This window comes from Corynebacterium sp. (assembly GCF_030532325.1).
Taxonomy (GTDB): domain Bacteria; phylum Actinomycetota; class Actinomycetes; order Mycobacteriales; family Mycobacteriaceae; genus Corynebacterium.
The window spans coordinates 13221-28630 of sequence record NZ_JAUNLS010000003.1; the positions used below are offsets into that span (position 1 = coordinate 13221).

The window sequence follows — 15410 nt, forward strand, 5'->3', positions numbered from 1 at the left end:
CACACACGCCCTATCCACGGTTCTCACCCGCCGGGGTGCGGCGCTGTGCCAGGATGAGTGCGCCCACCGCCACCGCCAGCAGCAGGGCGCCGGCAGTGAGCAGCCCGATGGCCCAACCGGGGATCCCGGAGGCGGAACCGAGGGACTCGGCGGCGGCCTTCGCATCCCACTGGGTGGCTTGGGCTTGCTCGAGGTCGGTGGCGTCGCCGACGGCGAAGGTGAGGATGCCGTCGGTGCTGATCTTTTCGCCGGCGGTGGTGGTGGCGCTGAGCCGGATGCCCACCTGGTGCACGCCGGGCTTGCTAAATGTCCAGTTGGCGTGGGTGTGGGTGTTGAGATCGACCCAGAAGTCCTCGTGGGCGCCGCTGGCGGTGGACCACAGCAGCTGCGGGGGCTCGAAGCCGCCGTTCTGTAAGAAGAGCGAGAACTCCCCGGGGCCGGTGTGGCCCAAGAACTGCATGTTCACGCCGCGGTCCGCCGACTCGGTCAACGAGGGCGCTTGGGTGTTCCAGCCCACCCAGGGCACCCCGGCTTGCTCGGTTTGTGGCAGCACCCACACGTTCTGGCCGGGCTCCGCGCCGACGAAGGAGAAGTCATCGTCCGCAGGCAGGGTGAGCTGGGCGGAGTCGGGGAGGTGAAAGAGGACGTCGTCAAGCTCGCGCCACACCGGGGTGGTGGCGGAATCGTCGCGGGCCATGAAGTGCGGCTGGCCGTCGATGAGCTGGGCGCCGATGTCGACGTGGCCGTGGTCGATGACGGCCTCGGTGCCGGGCTCGGCGACCTGTTCGTTCTCGTTGACTACCTGGGCCAGATCGCCGGCCCACGCCGGGCTGGAGCCGAGGGTTAAGCCCACGCAGCACACCAGTGCTGCGAGCGTGCGGGGCAAGTTCATAGTGAGTTCTTTCGGTGTGGGTCGAGACAGCGGTGAAGCGAGTCGGCGTTAAAGCGCATGAGGTCGAGGTAGGTGGGCACGGTCTCATCGAGGGTGTCGCCGTAGAGCGGGCACACCGCGGTGCCGGTGGCCCGGGCGGCCTCGGCCAGCGTCTGGGCACCGGCCTGCTGGGTGGGCTCGATGAAGACCGCGGGCAGGTCGAGGTTCTCCAGCGTGCGCCGCAGTGCGATGACCTCCCGCGGGCTGGGCTCCACGGAGGCGTTCGGTGTGACGAACCCGGCGATGTCTATGCCATAGCCTTGATGCAGGTAGGCGTAGCCGTGGTGTGGAGTAACCAGGTGCCGGTTGCGCTCCGGGATGGAGGCGATCTGGGCGCGCACGTAGTCATCGGTGCGGCGCAGCTGCTCGGTGTAGCCGGCGGCCCGGGCGCGGTAGGCGGCGCCGTGGGAGGGATCAGCGCGGGCGAGTTCCTCGGCGATGACCTCCGCGTAGGCCATGACGTTCTTCGCGTTGTGCCACAGGTGCGGATCCACCTCGCCGTGGATGTGCTTTCCCAGCACCGCCTGTGGCAGTAGGTAGGTCTCCGTGCCGGGCCGGCCCAGGAAGCGGTAGGCGGGATCCGGCGGGATCTCCTGCAGCGTGGAGGAGGGCACCTGCAGGGCGGTCGTGGCCGGGTCAAAGCGCTGGCCTTGATCCTCCAGCACGATGTCTCCGGCACCCATATCAGCGGTGATGTCGAGGTGGCCCTCTTTGACCGCGTGCATGCCCGGCGGCGGGTTCACGCCCACCGCCACGGTGACGGTCTGCGCGGCGGTGCCGGTGGCCTGGAAGCTCAGGCGGTAGATGCCCGGGCGGGAAAAGCCCCAGGAAACATGCGTGTGGGCGTTGGCCGGCAGCACGGCGGTGCGAGCGCTACCTGGCCCGCGCGCGGAGTCGAAGATGAGCTCCGGGGTGCCGAAGGTGCTGACCACGTAGGCAGCGACCTCGCCGGGCCCGGTGGCCTCCCGCAGGCTGAGCTCGGCGCTGCCGGTGCCCACCGGGGCGTTGCGCACGCGCAGGCCCAGCCACAGGGCGTCGAGCGCGGCGTTTTCCACCAAGGGAACCAGCACGGCCCCGCTGGTGGAGGCCTGATCCGCGACCTCCACCACGGGCGCCGAGTAGGTCTCGCGCAGGGTGTCCATGAGCGCTGGCGGCTCGAGCAGCAGGCCGTTGGCCAGGGCGACATCCGCGTGAGCTACCTCGCGCACGGTGCGCAGGGAGGGCTCAAAGGTGTGCGGGTCCTTGCCCGCCGGGATGAGGGTGGTGACCTCGCCGTCGGGGCCGGCGATTTGCTTGGCGATGTCCCCCAGAATCGGCGTCGTCGCCACCACCTGCAGCCTGCCGGCGGCGGGCTGGGCTCCGTAGACGGGCTCGGCAGCACAGGAGCACAGCAGGCTGGCACTGAGCAGCGCGGCGGCGGCTCGCAGCGGGGAGTGCGCGCTCATTCGCGGGCCTTTGCCAGGGCGAGGCGCGCGATGGCCAGGCCCAGCGCCAGCATGCCCAGCCCGGCCAGGCCCACGCCCCAGGGCAGTAGGTCGCGCTGCTCGGCGGCGTAGTAGTAGCCGGCGGCCTCCGGATCCTCCTGCCCAGCACCGTGACGCAGGCCCTGCTGCGCGGGGTGGGGCGCGGCGCCAGCGCGCTTCTTCTCCGCGGCCTGGTGCTGCGAGTCGCGCTGGGCAGCGGAGTTCCTTTGTGCCCCGGCGCCTGTGCCGGCGGCAGCGCCCCTAACTGTGCCCGCAGAACCGTCAGCGGCGCCCGGCGTAGCGTCGCTGTTGGGGTCTGCGCCGGCCGAGGTGGCATCGTCCAGCACGGCGTCCGCGGAGGCGGCGGCGTCGCCGACCTGCCAGGTGTAGGTCACCTCGTTGCTCGCATCGCCGTTGGAGCTGGCCTGCACGGTCATGGTGTAGGTGCCGGGCTCGCTAAACGCCCAGTTGATGTGGCGGTGGGCAGGGTAGGGCTGGTTGATGGCATCGCCGCTGGCCAGCTCCATGCTGCCGGAGCTGGTCACGGCTTGAATATCGCCGAAGCCCGCGGTCTCGAAGGCGTAGACCGCACCCGGCCCGGAGACGTCCAGGAAGTCGAGATCAACGTCCCGGTAGCCGGCCTCCTGGGCCGCCTGGGTGTCCCAGCCCGGCCAGAGGATCCCGGCCTGCTGGGTCTGCGGCAGGAAGTAGGTGGGCGCACCGATATCCGGGATGTTTTCCGTGGCGGAGGACCACGCCTGCTCACTGACCGCGAGGACGACGTCCCCGCCCGCGTGCTCCACGCCGTGGCCCGTGATGTCCTCCTTGAGCGAGAGCGTGAGCTCGCCGCCGGGTGCTGTGACGTAGAAGGCGTCCACGTGGCCCGAATCGAAGATCTGCTCCTGGGCCTGGGCGGCGGGCAGCAGGGGAGTCAACGCCGCGTGCAGGAGGAGCAGCGCAGCGGCCAGGCAGGCGGCGAGGGCAGCGGGCACGCGCGTTAAGCCCGGGCGGCTGAGGGAATCTCGTGCGTACATCCTGAGGTCTTTCCTGAGTTCTTTCATTGGTCGTGAGGCACTGGTGGCATCGGCGGTGACTATCGGCCCAGCAGGCCGCTCAGCCAGCGCTCGATCTCAGCGCGGTGATCGCGCTGGAAGCTGAGCACGGCCTGGAAGATCACGGCCAGGGCCAGCGGAACGGCTAGGCTGAGCACGCCGCCGAGGATGCGGTCCTGCTTCGCGGAGCTCTCTGGCTTCTTCGGCTCCGAGGGCTTGTTCGGCTCCGAAGGCTTGGTGGTTGGTTCGGTGGGCTGGGTGCTGGGCTCCGGAGACTGCGGGGCTTGAGCGTCGCAGTCCTTCTGCGCGTCCTCGCGGGCCTTGTCTCCCACGGCGATGGTGAGCACTTGCGGCTGGGAGCTCACCTGCTTCCCGTCCTTGGTGGTGGCCTCGTAACTCAGCTCCAGCTTGTACACACCGGGCTTGTTAAAGACCCAGTTGGTGTGGGTGTGGGAGGCAAACGTGGTCTCCACGGCGTAGTCCTTGGTCGCGGAACTGGCCAGGAGGTTGACCCCGCCGAAGTCCTTGGTGAGGAAGAGCGCGAAGTCCCCGCCCGCCGGCATGGACTGCGGCTTGAGCTTGAGGTTGACCACCCCGTCCTTGAACTGCTTGTAGTCCAGGGCCTGGGTGTTGTAGCCGGGCCAGATGATGTCCCGGTTCTGGGTCTGCGGCAGCAGGTAGTAGTGATCACCCGGCTTGCCCAGGAACTCGAAGTCCTTGCCCGCCAGCTCCGAGCCGCGCTTGACGCGCGCGTTCTCGCCGACGGCAAGGATGACCTGATCCACCGGGCGGTCCACGGTCTTCTGGTCTACCTGGAAGGTCTCGTCCTTGACCACGGCGGAGAAGGCCTCGCCCTCCTGGGCCGCCTTGATGTCCACGTGGCCCTTGTCCAGGGTTACTTTCTCGCTGCAGCGCTCCGGCTCGTGCTTGGCACTCGGCGTGGGCTGGGCCGTGGGCGCAGTCGAGGGCGTGGCCTCCTGGTGCGGGCCGTCCTGGGCGGCGGTTCCGAGGGCGCCGCTGGCCGTGTAGGTCTTTCCATGCTGGTAGTTCTTGGTGAGGTAGACCGGCGCGGCGGAGCCGACGGACATGAGCGGGTGGCTGACCACGTCCACGCCCACCGCCATATTCTCCTCGAGGGCCTCGTCGTTCAGCAGGAACTCTGCGTGGCCGTCGCTGATGAAGGCGTCGAAAGGCGTGTAGGCGCCCGTGTCCACGGTGCCGTCCTCGCTGACGGAATACGTTCCACCCTGCACGAAGCCGCGGAAGTTCTTGTCGGCGGTGTCGATGACCACCTTGGTCAGACCCTCAGCGAGGGGTTCCAGGCGGGCCTTAAAGCCGGTGTCGGTGATCTCCACGGGATCTTGCGGAGCCAGGTTGCGCGGCGCGGAGGTCTCCTGCCAGGTCTCGGAAGCCCGGGAAGAATCCGTCTGGAGCTGGGCGCCGGAGCTGTAGTGCAGCGGCTCGGAGATCCAGCGCGGGGCCTCGCCCTCCGGGGTGAAGACGGCCTGGAGCTCGGCGTCCTTGGGGCCGAGGAACTCCTCCCACTGGGCCTGGCCGTTCTTGACGGACAGATCGGTGAGGAAGTAGCCGTCGATAAGCAGAGTCAGCGTGCCGTTTGGCTTGGTGCTACCGCGGGTGTCCAGGGTGATGGTGGAGAGGTGCTCGTCACCGTCGCGGGAGGGGCCCTTCTTGGGCTCCACCCGCAGGTGGTAGCCGGCCTTGGCCAGCTCCTCGGAGCTGCCTGCGTGGGCGGCGTCAAATCGCTCGCGCAGGGAGGGGGTGGGCTTATCGGAGGGGCGCTGGCCGCCGACCTGGATGGAGGTGGTCGTGGGCTCCGAGGCGATGATCGAGCCATCCCGGCCGCGCGCCGTGGTGCGGTAGGTCAACTCGTAGCGGCCTGGCTTGCTGAACAGAGTGTAGTTGTGGGTGTGCGTGCCCGCGGTGAGGAAGGCCGAGTGCGGCGAGCCCTTCGAGGTGCCCAACATCCGGGCGGCTTCGGCGAAATCTTCGAAGTAGCGGAACATCTCGATCTCACCCGGGCCGTCGACGCTGAGCAGATCGAGGGAGGCGGAGCCGTCGCGCAGCTTCTCGGTAGGCAGGGAATCGGCGCCAAATCCCAGCCAGATGGGGTCGTGGCTACCGCTGGGCAGGCTCGGCGCTGAGTAGTAGACCTCGCCGGGCCTGCCCACGAAGTCCATGGAGCCGTTTTCTGGCAGGGCAAACTGGTATTGGGCATCTCCCTTGCTGCTCCAGCCCTTGCCTACCCAGGCCACGTTCTCCGCCAGCGGGGTGGCCTTTTCGGCGTACTCGGTCTTGAGCACAAAGGAGTTGTTCTCCCAGAAGGTCTTGGGGGAGTCCACGTGCGCTTGGCTAACCACGCGCTTGCCGTCATCGGGGCCAGCGTAGGCGGTGGCGGGGCTTAAGACGGCGGCGGTGGTGAGCAGGGCAAGGAAGCGAGTGTGAGAGCGAGCCACGATAAGTGAGTGCCTTTCTTCAGTTCTGACAAGAGGAGACCGGGGGTCTCAACGAGATACTCACTATAGATAATGAATGTCAGTACCGTTAGCGTCACGTCGGCGGTTTCGGGAATCTGCAGCACAGCTAAATGGGAGCGATTTTCAGCTACCCCCATGTGGGGCGGCGGCGCAGCGAGGCGGGGTAGCGGAAAGGCAGCGAAAGCCCGAGCCTGTGTCAGCGCGTTGGGCCAGCTCCACTACCATGGGGCGCATGACTGAGAACACTTCTGACGTCCGCGTACGTTTCTGCCCGTCACCGACCGGCACCCCGCACGTGGGCATGGTCCGCACCGCACTGTTTAACTGGGCCTACGCCCGCCACACCGGCGGCAAGCTCATCTTCCGCATCGAAGACACCGACGCCGCACGCGACTCGGAAGAGTCCTACCAGGCCATCATCGACTCCCTCGAGTGGCTCGGTCTCAACTGGGATGAGGGTATTAACGTCGGCGGCCCGCACGAGCCCTACCGTCAGTCTCAGCGCATGGACATCTACGCCGAGGCTCTAGAGAAGCTCAAGGAGGGTGGCTATGTCTATCCTGCGTACTCCACCGCGCAGGAGGTTGAGGAGCGCCACAAGGCCGCGGGCCGCGACCCCAAGCTGGGCTACGACAACTATGACCGCACCCTGACTGAGGAGCAGATTGCCGCATTCGAGGCCGAGGGCCGCAAGCCCGTGTGGCGCCTGCGCATGCCGGAGCAGGACTGGACCTGGAACGATCTGGTTCGCGGCGAGGTGACCTTCAAGGCCGCCACCCAGCCGGATTACGTCGTTGCCCGCTCCAACGGTGCACCGCTGTACACCCTGGTCAACCCTGTCGACGACGCCCTCATGGGCATCACCCACGTTCTGCGCGGCGAGGATCTTCTCTCCTCCACCCCGCGTCAGCTCGCGCTGTACGAGGCGCTCAAGGAGCTGGGCATCGCCAAGCAGACCCCCGAGTTTGGCCACCTGCCCTTCGTGATGGGCGAGGGTAACAAGAAGCTCTCCAAGCGCGACCCGCAGTCCAACCTCTTCAACCACCGTGACGCCGGCATTATCCCGGAGGGCATGCTCAACTACCTCTCCCTGCTGGGGTGGTCGCTGTCCGCGGGCCAGGATATCTTCTCCGTCGACGAGCTCATTGCCAACTTCGACATCAATGACGTGCTGGGCAACCCAGCCCGCTTCGATCAGAAGAAGCTCGAGGCTATCAACGCTGACCACATCCGCCTGCTGGAGCCGGCGGACTTTGCGCAGCGCCTGCGCGAGTACCTCAGCGAGTACACGGACTTCCCGGCCGACTACCCGGAGGAGAAGTTCGCCTTCGCCGCCGACCTGGTGCAAACACGCATCAAGATGCTTGGCGACGCCTACTCCCTCATGTCCTTCCTCACCATCCCCGATGCAGAGCTCACCCTCGATGAGAAGGCCGCTAAGAAGAACCTCAAGGAGGACGCTGTCCAGCCGCTCGAGGTCTCCATCGAGCGCCTGGAGGCGCTGGAGGAGTGGAAGACGGACGCGATTGAGGCCGTGCTCTCCAAGGCCCTCATTGAGGAGCTGGAGCTCAAGCCGCGTAAGGCCTACGGCGCGCTGCGCGTGGCCATTTCTGGCCAGCAGGTCTCCCCGCCGCTGTTCGAGTCCATGGAGCTGCTGGGCAAGGAGTCCACGCTCAACCGCCTCAAGGCCGCTCTGGCTGTCACGCCCTACGTGCCCGCCGCGGAGTAGCAACTGGGTAGTGCCGTGCTGTAGTTCAACTCCACGGGAGCTCAACTCCACCGCTGTAAGCATTCGCCTTCTGGGGATGCTTACAGCGGTGTTATTTTTTGCTCTTTATGTCTCGCCATGGGAACGCTAAAAATCCGCGATGAACTGGCGATTTGCCACTTTCAGTCAACAGTGGTTATAGTTACTAACCGTTGCAGCGAGCAGCGAGGAGCTAGAAAGCTTCCGGCCCAGCCGAGAAGAAAGTTCCACGCCAGCGCACAGCAATGATGGCCTATGGTGTAATTGGCAACACTACGGTTTCTGGTACCGTCATTCTAGGTTCGAGTCCTGGTAGGCCAGCAGTGATTACTGCACAGTGTCCGAAAGTGCACTGCGTGGAAGTCACAGTTCTATGCCCCGTTCGTCTAGCGGCCTAGGACGCCGGCCTCTCACGCCGGTAACACGGGTTCAAATCCCGTACGGGGTACAAAGGGAAAGCCTTCGGAGAAATCCGGGGGTTTTCGGCGTTTTCAACTTCCGCTCCTGCAGTGCGACACAGTTGGAGGGTTAAGGGTTAAACGAGGACGCTCGCCACGGTACGTTTTGACGGATAAGGCCCGAATCTGGCGGCGTTTCTGGGCTGTTCTCGCGAAAACGTACCGCAGAGCCCGGAGGGGCCGAGCTCATCTGGCTAGCTTGGCCGGACTGTTTAGCTTCGATGTGTCGGAAGGACTTCCAGGAAAAGGCTTGCGTGCGGCTTCAGGCGGTATATACTGCTACGCGGTGCCTAACGCGGCGGCAGCCGCGTTCATCGGGGAGATGGGGAAGTGCTTTCCAGAGCGGTGGGCCGGACCTTGTGCTTGCCACTGGTTCGATTGTGCCCCTTACCGGTAGACCATTCCCGCATGCCATGCGCTTGGCCGCGGTGATACCAGGGGGAGGACCAGCAGCTATCTTTTCAAAGCCCTTCCGGGGTGTGTGGCCCCGTCCTACACTGCAGTTAACACCAAGTCCCCGGATGAGAGGAGAGCGGATGGCAGAGGATTCATCGCATCATCTTCGCCGACGCGAGGCTAGCAGCGATTGGTAAGGCGGCACAGCCATAATCCCCGTCTTCTTATTGACCAACAATCGCACGAAGTAGGAGCCCAACCTCTATGCAGCTAGATGCTCAGCGTCTCCCGAACTCGAGCAATCCACGTTAAGATTCCGGCCCACACTACCCACAGGTTGCCAGCGGAATAACCACTGATTCGATCCGCACCAGGCTACAGAGAATCGCAACGGGAAATGCACTCACAGACAGTGAGAAAGAGTTCGGGATTTTTACGTTCTGAGCTGGCGATTTGTTGAAATGTTTACGGGTAGTTTAATCTTTATCAAGTCCGCAGCGGAGAGCAACTCCGCCGAGGACGGTTCTAAGCCCCGTTCGTCTAGCGGCCTAGGACGCCGGCCTCTCACGCCGGTAACACGGGTTCAAATCCCGTACGGGGTACAAACAGAAAGCCTTCGGAGAAATTCGAAGGCTTTCGCTATGTGTGTCGCCAGGTGGCGAAGGGGCTAGCTCCTAAGGGCGTCTAGAGAATCAGCACCTCGGCGTCGTTTCCGCCGGTGCAACGAATGACCTCGTTTTCGTCGATGCTGCAGCTGAGGTTGTAGGCCTTGTTGGTCACGGGGCTGGTGGCGTTGAGCTGAGGGGGGACGAAGTTGCGTAGATCCGACTTAGAGCTCGGGGCATTGCCCATGAGGGTGCGCGCGGTGGTTTCGGCGAACTCGCAGCTGGTGTTCTTGCCCGCCATGACGAAGGTGATGCCGTAGCCGTCGCCCATGAGGCAGACGGTGGCCTTGGTGCCCTTGAGGTTGACGTCGAAGCCGGAGGCCTTGCCCTGTGGGATCTGCGAGCTGAGCTCGTCGTAGTTGGCGAGCTTCACGTCCTGGTTGGTGTTGTGTTCGATGTACTGGTCGGCCTGCCCGCCGCCTGCCGTGGCTTGCTGCTGGGCTGGAGACTGATCAGCGCCTTCGCCGGCATCGTGCTGGCCGGCGTCCTGGTTCATGGAAGGCTCTGGACGGTCGGGGACATCCGCCTGGCCCTCCTTCTGCAGGGGCTCGAAGGCGGGGTAAGTATTTTCAAACGAGGGCTCAGCGGTGGTGTTCTCCGGGGCAGTGGAGCATGCGGCGGCGGTGCCGGCGCCCAGCGCTAGAGCTGCGAGGGTGGTCATCACACGTGTGGGTTTCATACGTCACAGCCTAACGCGCCTGTGGGATGGTGGGGCTAAAACGAGCCTAAAACGAGCAGCGCCACCCGGGAAGCGGCATCAGATGTCGCTCGGGTGGCACGGCGCCGGGCGCGTGGGCGCGGCTGGGCTTAGTGGCAGTCCCAGTGGCCGTCGTGGGCGGCGTGGCGGTGCCCATCGTGAACGTAGTCCACGTGGTCGCCGTGGGGAATGGCTACGTGGCCGCAGCCCTCGCCGTGGACGTGCGGGTGGGCGCCGTGCGGGCGGTGCTCGGTGGTCTCGCACTCGTCCCAGTGGCCTTCGTGCTCGCGGTGGATGTGGCCGTCGTGTGCGTAGTCGGTGTGGTCCTCGTGGGTGAAGGCGACGTGACCGCAGCCCTCGCCGTGGGTGTGGGTGTGCTCCTCGTGGATGGTGTGGGTGCTCATGGCAGCTCCTTGGGATCGGGTGGCACTCGGCCACGGGTTTTCAGTCGCTTTTCATTAAAGCGTGTTTTCATGACGTTTTCAATAGCGTGGAGCGAATCGACGCTGTGATCTTGGCCGCGTGATCTTGGTCGAGCTGGCGGCGGGTGCAATTTGGCATCGTGCGGGCTATGTTAAAGGAGTGAATATTGTCAAGAAGTTGAAGAAGCGCACGGGCCTCAAGCGCGTCGTGGCCACCGCGGCGGTGGCGGCTGCGCTGGTGGGCGGCCAGGCGGTGGCGCAGGCGGGGGAGTCCGTGCCGGTCACGCAGGGGCAGAAGATCCTCACCGCTGAAGGGCGCACGTGCACCGTGGGCTACGTGGAGCCCAGCCGCGCGTGGACCTCGGCGCACTGCGGGCTGTCCGGCCAGCAGATCTATAACGAGCGCGGCCAGCATGTGGGCACGCTGCGCTGGTTTAGCCCCTCGGGCGCAGCCGGGCATGATCTGGCCTACATCCAGTTCGCTGGCGGGACCTATGCCGCGGGCAACCCCAAGACCGGCGACGGCATCAACCCGGTGCCGGGCGATAACACCACGGTGTGCGTGCACGGGCGTCTGACGGGCAACGACTGTGCCACCACGGTGCCGGGCCCCCAGGTCTTCCCGGGCATGCACTACTCCACGGGACTCCCCAAGCTCAACGGCGATAGCGGGTCCGGGGTCTATGTGCCGGGGCGCCCCGGCGTGGTGGGCATTTATCAGGGGATGACCATCGCCACCCGGGGCGCGGAAAAGCACGTCTTTGCCAACTACGCGCGCATGCCGTACCCCAACGAGCTGGCCGGGCTGCGCCACCAGGGCTTCGTGCCGCGCCGCCCCAACATCGCTCCTCCGGCCACGCCGTGGGAGCTGGCCAACCACGAGTTCCGCAGCATCCAGGAGCAGGCCGAGGGCATCGGCGTGACTAGTAGCGAGGGCTTTGGCATCGAGGCCGTGCGCGGCATTGCCAACAACTACGGCCTGATGATTTAGTGCTGGTTTTCCTTAGGGCCGGGAACCTTAGAGTCGGGCGCTGAGACGCTGGGCGGCGTCGGCAAGCAAGGCGCCAAACTTTTCCGCGGGGGAGGGGCGGAAGCGCTCGGCTGAACCGGAAATGGATAGCGCGGCAATGAAGGTGCCCTTGGAGTCGAAGACCGGCGCAGAGACTGAGGCCAAGCCGGCCTCGCGCTCCTCGATGGACTCTGAGTAGCCCTTCGCGCGGGCGGCCGCCACGTCGGCGGCGGTAAAGGTGGCGCCTGGCACGTGAGCATCACCGAACGCGGCAAAGATGCGGGCCGCGGAGCCGGAAGTAAGGGGGAGCTGGCGGCCCACGGGAACCACGTTGTGCAGGCCGGATTCGGGCTCGCGAGTGGCGATGCACGTGCGGGACTGGCCGGAAAGTTCATAGAGCTGCACGGACTCGCCGGTTTGGGCCAGCAATTCATCCATGATGGGCCCGGCGGACTCGATGATGCGGTCGCGGTTGCCCGGCAGTGCCGGCCCTGAGCCCCACTTGCCGTCGGGGGTGCGCACGAGGATGCGGTGGGCCTCGAGGGCGGTGGCCAAGCGGTGGGCCGTGGCCCGTGGTAGGCCGGTGGTCTCGCACAGCTCGTTGAGCGTGGACGGGCGGTTGGCTGCGGCCATCATAATTGCAACGGCCCGATCTAGTACCTTGATGCCGGATACTGCGCTATACTCTCCCATACAATGAAATCTACGTTCCAATCAATGAGATTTCAAGTAGAGTCATGTCGGTGAGAGCACCGAGATGCCTTCGCGAGATGATTTCACATGGAGAGAACTATGACTGAGAAACTGACCCTGGCAGAAAAGGTGTGGCGCGATCACGTCGTGCGCGCCGGTGAGAACGGCGAGCCCGATCTTATTTACATCGACTTTCAGCTGCTGCATGAGGTGACCAGTCCGCAGGCCTTCGACGGACTGCGTCTGAGTGGGCGCCGCATGCGCCACCCGGAGCTGCACCTGGCCACCGAGGACCACAACGTGCCCACCGTGGGCATTAAGACTGGAAATCTCCTGGAGATTAAAGACGAGGTCTCTCGCACCCAGGTCTCCACCCTGCGCGCGAACTGCGAGGAGTTCGGCGTGCGCCTGCACTCCATGGGGGACGCCCAGCAGGGCATTGTTCACACCGTGGGACCGCAGCTGGGCATTACCCAGCCAGGCATGACGATTGTGTGCGGCGACTCCCACACCTCCACCCACGGCGCCTTTGGCTCCATCGCGATGGGTATCGGCACCTCCGAGGTCGAGCACGTCATGGCCACCCAGACGCTCTCGCTCAAGCCCTTCAAGACCATGGCCATCGAGGTCTCCGGCCAGCTGCCCGAGGGGGTGAGCGCTAAGGATCTCATCCTGGCGATCATCGCCAAGATCGGCACCGGCGGCGGCCAGGGCCACATCATCGAGTACCGCGGCGAGGCCATCCGCGCGATGTCCATGGAAGCTCGCATGACCATCTGCAACATGTCCATTGAGGCCGGCGCCCGCGCGGGAATGGTGGCTCCGGACGAGACCACCTTTGAGTACGTCAAGGGCCGCGAGTTCGCCCCGCAGGGCGCGGACTGGGACGCTGCCGTGGAATACTGGAAGACCCTGCCCACCGATGAAGGCGCGGAGTTCGACACCGTGGTTCACATCGACGCCTCCACGCTCACGCCCTTTGTCACCTGGGGCACCAACCCGGGCCAGGGACTCCCGCTGGGGGAGAGCGTGCCGGACCCGGCGCAGTGCACCAACGATAACGAGCGCGCGGCGGTGGAAAAGGCGCTGGCCTACATGGACCTCACCCCGGGCACTCCGCTTCGCGACGTCGCCATCGACACCGTCTTCCTGGGATCCTGCACCAATGCCCGCATCGAGGATCTGCGCGCGGCGGCGGACGTGGTCAAGGGCCGCAGTATCGCCGCCGATACCCGCATGATCGTGGTTCCCTCCTCTGCGGCAGTGAAGGAGCAGGCGGAACAGGAGGGCCTGGACGCCGTCTTCCGCGACTTCGGTGCCGAGTGGCGCACCGCCGGCTGCTCGATGTGCCTGGGCATGAACCCAGACCAGCTCAAGCCCGGCGAGCGCTCCGCCTCGACGTCCAACCGCAACTTCGAGGGCCGCCAAGGCCCCGGCGGGCGCACCCACCTGGTGTCTCCCGCCGTGGCCGCCGCCACCGCGGTGCTGGGGCACCTGGCCGCACCGTCCGATATCACCGAGCCCGCGACTATTAGCTAGAAGGAGCACTAATCATGGAGAAGTTCGTTACCCACACCGGCATCGGTGTCCCGCTGCGCGCATCAAACGTGGACACCGACCAAATCATTCCGGCCCGCTACTTGAAGTCGGTCAAGCGCACCGGCTTTGCCGAGGGGCTGTTTTCCAACTGGCGCAGCAACCCGGAGTTCATCCTCAATCAGGAGCCGTTTAATCAGGGCTCGGTGCTCTTCGCCGGCCGCGACTTCGGCACCGGCTCCTCCCGCGAGCACGCCGTGTGGGCGCTGGATGACTACGGCTTCCGCGCCGTGTTCTCCTCGCGCTTCGCGGACATCTTCCGTGGCAACGCTGGCAAGGCCGGCCTGCTGGCCGGTGTCATGGCGCAGGAGGACATTGAGCAGATCTGGAAGCAGCTGGCCGAAGGCGAAACCCAGGTCACCGTCGATCTGGAGAGGCGCACCGTGGAGGTCGGTGCCGCGACCTATCCCTTTGAGATCGATGACTACACCCGTTGGCGCCTCATGGAGGGCCTCGACGATATTGGTCTGACCCTGCGCAACGAGGAGGCCATCGCCGAGTTTGAGGCCCGCCGCCCGAGCTTCAAGCCGGCCGTGGGCTCCTAAATAGTTCAAAGATAAAAATGCTGTAACGATAGCCTTCCTCAAGTGGAAGGCTCCACAAGCCGTGGATAAGGTGTACTGCTATGACTAATCCTTTTGGCGACAATAACAACGCCAGATCAAATCCCTCCGGCGAAAACTACGGTCAGGGCGGATACGGCTCTGCTTCGGGCAACTTCGGAACCGGCCAGGACAACTACGGTTCCTACGGCGGCGGCAGCTACGGCGCCGGCGGCAGTTATGGTGGCGGCTCCGACGCCGGCCTTCCGCAGTACGGCGCGCAGCCGCAGGCGCAACCGCAGAGTCAGTTCCAAGACCAGCCGCAGGGCCAGTACCAGGGCCAGAACTTTGCCCAGCAGCCCTACGGCTACCAGGGTGGTGGCCCGGCCGGCGGAACCATGGCCGTGCAGCCTGTCGATGCCTTCGGGGCCATCGGCCAGGCCTTTAAGGCCATGTTTGGCAACTTCGGTCCCTACATCCTGGCGTCCATCGTTCACTGCGTGGTGATCTTCGCGCTTATTTTTATCCCCGTGCTGGCCGGTGGCCTCGGCGCTGCATGGTTCGCTTCCTCTTCCTATGACCCGGTGACAGGGGACTATGACGTCGCTGCCGGCCCCGGCGTAGCCGCCTCCGTCTTTTTGTATCTTTTTGTCTTCGTGGGCATCTTTTACCAGTTCTGGATGCTGGCCAACTTCCTGATGGCCTCCAAGATCTCTGCCGATGGCGGCAAGCCGCAGTTCAAGGACTTCTTCAGGGGCGGGCCCACCATTGGCGTATCCGTCGTTGTCTTCGTGACCTTCCTCATCGTCACGGTCGGCACCTTCCTGCTCATCATCCCGGGCATCATCGCGGCCATTTTCTTCTTCGCGGCTCCTGCCATTAAGGCTGATGAACCGGATGCTTCGGTGGGCGAGTGCCTCAAGCGCTCGGCCTCCCTGGTCAAGGACAACCTGGGGCTGGCAGCACTGTTGTGCATCTGCATTGCCATCATCAGTGGTCTGCTGAGCATGGTTCCCTTCGCGGTTCTCATTTCCTACCCGCTGATCGGCCTGGCCATGGTGATCTTCACCCGGCAGATGCAGCAGCGCCCCGTCTTCCGCTGGGCGTAAATTTCCACCACCGTCATCTTCCACCACGAGGCGTAGGTTGTGGCCTACGCCTTTTTCGCGGCTCTGTGCAGGTCTGTGCTGCTCTGTGCGTCTCTGTGAGGAGCTGTTGAAGCTTGGTTGTGGACCTGTGGTGAT

12 protein-coding genes and 3 tRNA genes are annotated in these 15410 nt (G+C 65.0%); 8 read left to right on the plus strand and 7 right to left on the minus strand.

Features of this window, described 5'->3' with window-relative positions:
• Positions 1-10 precede the first annotated feature (10 nt).
• From Q4E25_RS02400 to Q4E25_RS02415, 4 genes are read right to left on the minus strand one after another with little or no spacing between them, the layout of a single operon-like run.
• Positions 11-892 carry a choice-of-anchor M domain-containing protein gene (locus Q4E25_RS02400; protein WP_303153641.1) on the minus strand — a complete coding sequence of 294 codons (882 nt, stop codon included), beginning with the start codon at positions 890-892 and terminating at the stop codon, positions 11-13.
• Positions 889-2376 (minus strand): anchored repeat ABC transporter, substrate-binding protein, encoded by a 1488-nt coding sequence (locus Q4E25_RS02405; protein WP_303153642.1) that lies wholly within the window; start codon positions 2374-2376, stop codon positions 889-891. The genes Q4E25_RS02400 and Q4E25_RS02405 overlap by 4 nt, the downstream gene beginning before the upstream one ends.
• A complete protein-coding gene (locus tag Q4E25_RS02410) occupies positions 2373-3428 on the minus strand; it encodes a choice-of-anchor M domain-containing protein (RefSeq protein WP_303153643.1) in 1056 nt (351 codons plus the stop codon). Before Q4E25_RS02410 ends, Q4E25_RS02405 begins: the two co-directional genes overlap by 4 nt.
• 59 nt (positions 3429-3487) lie before the next feature.
• Entirely contained in the window at positions 3488-5920 is a 2433-nt protein-coding gene (locus Q4E25_RS02415; RefSeq protein WP_303153645.1) for a choice-of-anchor M domain-containing protein, read from the minus strand.
• A gap of 244 nt (positions 5921-6164) precedes the next feature.
• Here Q4E25_RS02415 and gltX point away from each other — a divergent pair, with 244 nt between their 5' ends.
• The 4 genes from gltX to Q4E25_RS02435 all read left to right on the plus strand — a co-directional run bounded on the left by gltX (position 6165) and on the right by Q4E25_RS02435 (position 9144).
• Positions 6165-7670, plus strand: a complete 1506-nt coding sequence (gene gltX, locus Q4E25_RS02420) for a glutamate--tRNA ligase (RefSeq protein ID WP_303153647.1) — start codon at positions 6165-6167, stop codon at positions 7668-7670.
• A gap of 267 nt (positions 7671-7937) precedes the next feature.
• Positions 7938-8009: transfer RNA gene (locus Q4E25_RS02425), tRNA-Gln, on the plus strand.
• A 54-nt stretch (positions 8010-8063) separates the two neighbouring features.
• Positions 8064-8136: transfer RNA gene (locus Q4E25_RS02430), tRNA-Glu, on the plus strand.
• A gap of 935 nt (positions 8137-9071) precedes the next feature.
• Positions 9072-9144: transfer RNA gene (locus Q4E25_RS02435), tRNA-Glu, on the plus strand.
• 82 nt (positions 9145-9226) lie between these two features.
• Here Q4E25_RS02435 and Q4E25_RS02440 read toward each other — a convergent pair.
• The gene (locus tag Q4E25_RS02440) at positions 9227-9886 is read right to left on the minus strand and encodes a hypothetical protein (protein ID WP_303153650.1); all 660 of its coding nucleotides are present in this window, start codon (positions 9884-9886) and stop codon (positions 9227-9229) included.
• A gap of 128 nt (positions 9887-10014) precedes the next feature.
• Positions 10015-10308, minus strand: a complete 294-nt coding sequence (locus tag Q4E25_RS02445) for a hypothetical protein (RefSeq protein WP_303153652.1) — start codon at positions 10306-10308, stop codon at positions 10015-10017.
• 178 nt (positions 10309-10486) lie between these two features.
• On the opposite strand from Q4E25_RS02445, the gene Q4E25_RS02450 reads away from it, so the two are divergent.
• Entirely contained in the window at positions 10487-11317 is an 831-nt protein-coding gene (locus Q4E25_RS02450) for a hypothetical protein (RefSeq protein ID WP_303153654.1), read from the plus strand.
• A 27-nt stretch (positions 11318-11344) separates the two neighbouring features.
• Here the strand turns inward: Q4E25_RS02450 and Q4E25_RS02455 are convergent, their stop codons facing one another.
• Positions 11345-12028 (minus strand): IclR family transcriptional regulator, encoded by a 684-nt coding sequence (locus tag Q4E25_RS02455; protein ID WP_303153657.1) that lies wholly within the window; start codon positions 12026-12028, stop codon positions 11345-11347.
• A 99-nt stretch (positions 12029-12127) separates the two neighbouring features.
• Between Q4E25_RS02455 and leuC the strand changes: the two genes are divergently transcribed.
• From leuC to Q4E25_RS02470, 3 genes are all read left to right on the plus strand, one after another.
• Positions 12128-13567: a 3-isopropylmalate dehydratase large subunit gene (gene leuC / locus Q4E25_RS02460; RefSeq protein WP_303153659.1), complete on the plus strand. Its 1440-nt coding sequence runs from the start codon at positions 12128-12130 to the stop codon at positions 13565-13567.
• Between the two features lie 14 nt (positions 13568-13581).
• On the plus strand, positions 13582-14169 hold the full coding sequence (gene leuD, locus Q4E25_RS02465) for a 3-isopropylmalate dehydratase small subunit (protein ID WP_303153660.1): 588 nt from the start codon (positions 13582-13584) through the stop codon (positions 14167-14169).
• An 80-nt stretch (positions 14170-14249) separates the two neighbouring features.
• Positions 14250-15275 (plus strand): hypothetical protein, encoded by a 1026-nt coding sequence (locus Q4E25_RS02470; protein WP_303153661.1) that lies wholly within the window; start codon positions 14250-14252, stop codon positions 15273-15275.
• Positions 15276-15410 lie beyond the last annotated feature (135 nt).

Coding starts and splice junctions, on each gene's coding strand:
- Q4E25_RS02440 (WP_303153650.1), bottom strand. CDS start 9,886: ATGAAACCCACACGTGTGATGACCACCCTCGCAGCTCTAGCGCTGGGC.
- leuC (WP_303153659.1), top strand. CDS start 12,128: ATGACTGAGAAACTGACCCTGGCAGAAAAGGTGTGGCGCGATCACGTC.
- Q4E25_RS02410 (WP_303153643.1), bottom strand. CDS start 3,428: ATGTACGCACGAGATTCCCTCAGCCGCCCGGGCTTAACGCGCGTGCCC.
- Q4E25_RS02445 (WP_303153652.1), bottom strand. CDS start 10,308: ATGAGCACCCACACCATCCACGAGGAGCACACCCACACCCACGGCGAG.
- Q4E25_RS02470 (WP_303153661.1), top strand. CDS start 14,250: ATGACTAATCCTTTTGGCGACAATAACAACGCCAGATCAAATCCCTCC.
- gltX (WP_303153647.1), top strand. CDS start 6,165: ATGGGGCGCATGACTGAGAACACTTCTGACGTCCGCGTACGTTTCTGC.
- Q4E25_RS02405 (WP_303153642.1), bottom strand. CDS start 2,376: ATGAGCGCGCACTCCCCGCTGCGAGCCGCCGCCGCGCTGCTCAGTGCC.
- Q4E25_RS02400 (WP_303153641.1), bottom strand. CDS start 892: ATGAACTTGCCCCGCACGCTCGCAGCACTGGTGTGCTGCGTGGGCTTA.
- leuD (WP_303153660.1), top strand. CDS start 13,582: ATGGAGAAGTTCGTTACCCACACCGGCATCGGTGTCCCGCTGCGCGCA.
- Q4E25_RS02455 (WP_303153657.1), bottom strand. CDS start 12,028: ATGGGAGAGTATAGCGCAGTATCCGGCATCAAGGTACTAGATCGGGCC.